Source organism: Acinetobacter sp. GN11, from assembly GCF_054823985.1.
Genome location: NZ_JRVL01000157.1, coordinates 1 through 4498 on the forward strand (window position 1 = coordinate 1; position 4498 = coordinate 4498).

6 protein-coding genes are annotated in these 4498 nt (G+C 37.3%); all 6 read right to left on the bottom strand.

Features of this window, described 5'->3' with window-relative positions:
• Window positions 1-325, bottom strand: a 325-nt coding sequence (locus NL42_RS13850) for a MarR family winged helix-turn-helix transcriptional regulator (protein WP_461313171.1), incomplete at its 3' end; no start/stop codon positions are given.
• 165 nt (window positions 326-490) lie between these two features.
• A complete protein-coding gene (locus NL42_RS13855; protein WP_151744283.1) occupies window positions 491-865 on the bottom strand; it encodes a DUF4951 domain-containing protein in 375 nt (124 codons plus the stop codon).
• Between the two features lie 14 nt (window positions 866-879).
• Window positions 880-1704, bottom strand: coding sequence for a carbon-nitrogen hydrolase family protein (locus NL42_RS13860; RefSeq protein WP_005036753.1), 825 nt, complete (start codon window positions 1702-1704; stop codon window positions 880-882).
• Between the two features lie 26 nt (window positions 1705-1730).
• Complete coding sequence (gigB, locus tag NL42_RS13865) at window positions 1731-2252, bottom strand: anti-anti-sigma factor GigB (RefSeq protein WP_002117273.1); 522 nt, start codon at window positions 2250-2252, stop codon at window positions 1731-1733.
• Window positions 2253-2354: 102 nt separating this feature from the next.
• Window positions 2355-3323: an RsbU family protein phosphatase GigA gene (gigA, locus tag NL42_RS13870; protein ID WP_461313172.1), complete on the bottom strand. Its 969-nt coding sequence runs from the start codon at window positions 3321-3323 to the stop codon at window positions 2355-2357.
• A 109-nt stretch (window positions 3324-3432) separates the two neighbouring features.
• On the bottom strand, window positions 3433-4236 hold the full coding sequence (locus tag NL42_RS13875) for an MlaA family lipoprotein (protein ID WP_080645765.1): 804 nt from the start codon (window positions 4234-4236) through the stop codon (window positions 3433-3435).
• Window positions 4237-4498: the final 262 nt, after the last annotated feature.

Here is a 4498-nt window from a genome sequence, read left to right on the forward strand (position 1 = left end):
CTTTTAATTTTTTTCCTTCATCACTTAACGTAATAATAACTTGGCGTTCATCTTGCGTTGAGCGAGTGCGGTGAAGAAAATGTAGGGCTTCTAATTTTTTCAGAATAGGGGTGAGAGTTGATGATTCTAAAAAAAGCTTGGCACCAATTTCTGAAACAGTAACTTCATCCTGTTCCCATAAAACTAACATCACCAAATATTGAGGATAAGTAATACCCAAAGGCGTTAGGAGTTTTCGGTAAAGCTGATTAAGAGCTAAATTTGTTGAATAGACGAGGAAACATAGTTGATTCTCAAGCTTTAAGTTTTTACAGTCTTGGTCCATATATTCCTCAAAGAAACTAATATTGCTTTTGTAGTATATCGCGTTCTATTCAGTTTCTTAAATGTTCATAAGAATAGGTTATGAATAAAGTAAATTAAGGTACATAAAAAATGGAATAATTAACTCAATTATTCCATAAAATAAAAATCTTTTAGATAAAACTGTCTACCATAGATCTGCAATTTTTTTCATTAAACGTGCACGATATTTAGCAGTAGGATTATTTACACTACGTTGTTGCTCTTGTTCATAAAAATTTTGCCAAGCAGTAATCATTTCAAGTGTTGTTCCTTGTTTTTTAATCATAGAAACATCTGCTGGTTGAATATTTTCTAAACGTTGTCTTGCGCCTTCTGCGCCAGTTCCCCATCCTATTATTCTTTGGCCAAATGCAGGCAAAGGAATATCTTTAGGAGTAGAGGGAAGAATATCTGATTTGAGTTGTGCGGTTGGTGAAACGAAATGATTCGTTGTACCAAACTCTGCATAACAATGAATATTTGCCCCCAAGCAAAAAAAGCTAAATAAGTATTTCCACATGAATAATTAAACTTTTAATAGTGAATTAATTTACGGTGTGTCATTAGAGGCATTGAAGAACGGACGAGATCTTGTGCTGTTAAATCAAAAGGTACAGTGATTAAACCATTCCCTTCATATCCAATCATACTTAAAATTTGACCACGACTATCTGTTGCCCCAGAGTGTCCCCAGGTTTGTCGTTTTTCACCATGCCAGCCCTGTTGTGCTGCACCTAAAACATAACATTGGCTATCCATTGCCCGAGCCTGTAGCAGAAGTTGCCAATGCATTTGCCCAGTTGTGTAGGTAAATGCAGCAGGAGCAGTAAGAAGATGAGCGCCTTGTTGTCTTAGTGTTAGAGCAAGCTCTGGAAAACGTAAGTCATAACATACCATTAAGCCAATATTGCCAAAAGGGGTAGATGTGACTACTACGTCTGTTCCTGGTTCAAAGAAACGAGACTCTTGATAACCGCCGACCGCATCACCAACTTGTACATCAAATAAATGGATCTTGTCATAACGTGCTTCTGTACGCTCAGGACTGATACAGAGGCTAACGGTTCGGACGCGACCATCTTGAATCGTAGATCCATCTGGACGGAATGGACATGGTAAGGTTCCAGCCACAATCCAGATTTGATATTGATGTGCTAGTTGCTCAAGCCTTTGTTGAATAGATTCAAATTGCTCAGCAGTTTCACGTTGTTTTCCAGCAGCAAAACATACAAAGTTTTCAGGGAAAACAATCAGGCTAGCATTTTGCGCCTTGCTTTGTTGAATCAAAGACTCAATGACTTGAAAATTATTTTCAATATCATCTTGAGAGTTCATTTGAGCAACAGAAACAAGGGTCATATTCTAATCCGGCTTAATCGTGAAAATCAGGCATTTTGCTTATCTGATACCTGCTCAAGCGTATCTTGTTCTTTCTGTAACTGCTTCACAAGTGGCTCAAACATATTCTGATTGTTTGCATTGAGTTTCATCAATGTCTTATGTGCATCCAGAACAGTTCTTAGCATTGCATTATGAGTGATTTGTTCATCTGTTAACGTTAACGTACAAACATTAGGATCACCACAGTAATTCAAAATGACAAAAACCTGCCCTAGCCCCATACTGTTGGCTAAGGTTGTGATATCTGGATTGGTAGATAGCATCACAGCTTGAATATGATGAGTCTGTTTCAGCTTTAAACCTAGCTTAGCTAAGATACCTAATACAGTACTATCAATAAATGTTGTTTGGGTTAAATCAACGATTGCACCAACAACATTCTCTTGCTGTTCAATTCTGTTTAAAAGTTTGTCTAGACTTATACAAGAATGGGCTCGCACTTCACCAATAAGTTTGAAAATATGCGTTCCATTTAAGCTTGCATATTCAACATGACCTGTTGACATATAAATGCCATTTTCAGAGAAGGATAGAAAAATTATCACATAGTGCCATCTCAGACTCAAGAGTCCTTAGGTCGTATATTATGTAATTAATTGATTCGTAAATTAATTCATTCGACAAAGACTGAAGATGGCAATATCATCGGCCACATGATCGGGTGCTTGAAATGATTGATTTTGCAAATGATGGACCAATTGTTGGAACTGATCATTCAAACCACCATCAAAGGGTTCGAGGGCTCCATCAGAGCAAACAATGAAGCGCGCATGGCGATTTAGTGTGCAAATATGCTCTTCAACTTCGAGTTCATCAGTTAAACCTAATGGGAAACTGCTCGTTGTTAGAATTTTGGGTGCTTGATTAGGCTCAAAAATGATAGGAGGGGGGTAATGCCCAGCACTTGACCAGCGAAGAGTATGCGTTTCAAGGTTTAAAATACCCACCACAATCGTAATGTGCTTTTCGATATTCTCTTGAACCAACATTCCGTTTAATTTTTTAATTAATTGTCTTGGGGTTTTAGATCGACCATGAAAAGCTGCCATCCATGATGTTAATAAACTACTCGTTACACCATGACCTGAAACATCAGCAAGATAGAATAAAACTTCTTTATCATTTAATTTCCAATAGTCGTACCAATCACCGGAAAGATAAGCTGAAGGCTGAAAGAAAGTTTCGACTTCATAATTTAATAAATCAATTGGATTGGGTAATAATCGTTTTTGCAGTTCAGCAGCCGAAGGTAAATCACGACTGTCTTGATTACGCTTATATTGAGCATCAATTTTTGATAGTGCTTTATTTAAATCGCTAGGTAACTGATTCCATACCCAACCTGCAAGAGCACCTGCTTCCCAGGCATGAGCTAAAGCGGCACCTTCGTGCTCAAAAGCAATGACCACAGTGGGTAAATTCCACTTATAAGTCAGGAAATCTTGTACATCAGCAATTGCAATGATGGTTGGATCATATAAATCTAAATCATCTATGTTAATGACTTGTAAGCCTGGCAGTTTATCCAAAGCTTGCTCTAAATAAGGCATAGAGCGTGTCGGTTTAATAAAATACATAGAAGATATGGTAGTCCTTTTATATGATCACTTTATTCATCATAGAGTATGTATGATCAAAATCAAGGTATTGCCGAACCCTCAATCCAAGCAATACCTTTATTTCATCTTAAGGGTTTTGATTCTCATCTGTTGTATCTTGTGAATCATCATCAATGAAAGACACATCAGCTGAATCGCCCTTTTTCTCAGCAATCTGGAAGGCTTTACGCTGGAGATATAAGTCTCGAATCATGGCATATTGATCACCTTGTAAGGTTTGATCTAAGTCAAGATATTGGGCACGTGTATCAACAGCTTGTAATACATTACTTGACCAATAAAGACCTTCTTGATCATCCATAACATATTTCTGTGGACGAGCTTGGGCATCTACTGCTAAACCAAAACCATCACGTAAGGTACTTGGACCAAAGAAAGGTAGCATAAGGAATGGACCAGAAGGAACGCCATAGTAACCAAGAGTTACACCAAAATTCTCTTCCTCAGTTGGTAAGCCTAAGCGGCTTGCAGGGTCAGCCAGACCAAGAGTAGTTAATGTGTTAATCGTAAATCGGCCTAAAGTTTTTGCTGCACGACTTGGGCGACCTTGAATAAGCTGATTGACAGCATTCCATGGTTCACCAAGATTTTTACGGAACTGGCGATAAGAGCCACGTACATCTTCTGGGGTCTTTTCTCTATATTGAACGGCAACAGGACGCAAGAAATTGCGATCCAACATATCATTAAAAGAATAAATTGGACGGTTCAATGATTGCAAAGGATCTTTAACTAAATCTGGTTGTGCTGCATTTGCATTAATTTTTAAATCTTTAACTTTAATATTTTTTAAATCTTTAATAATTTGTGAGCGGGGATGATTTGGCCCCGTTTCTTCTAACGAACTAGCATTAGCAGATTCACTTGTCATGTTTTCTTGAGCGTATATAGAAGTGCAAACACCTACAGATAAAATGCTTAGTAAAATTAAATTAGAATAATTCATATAATTCCTTAACCGCCAGCCAGGCTAATACTTAATGTGCAGTTGGATGGAGATATGCTTCAATACAAAATCGATAACCTATTATCAAGGTAAAATTGATCAAATAATATAGATAAAATGCTAAAAAGACTAAAAAATGAGCATACGATAATATTAAATTAAAAAAGGGGTTGCCAACGAGATTTAA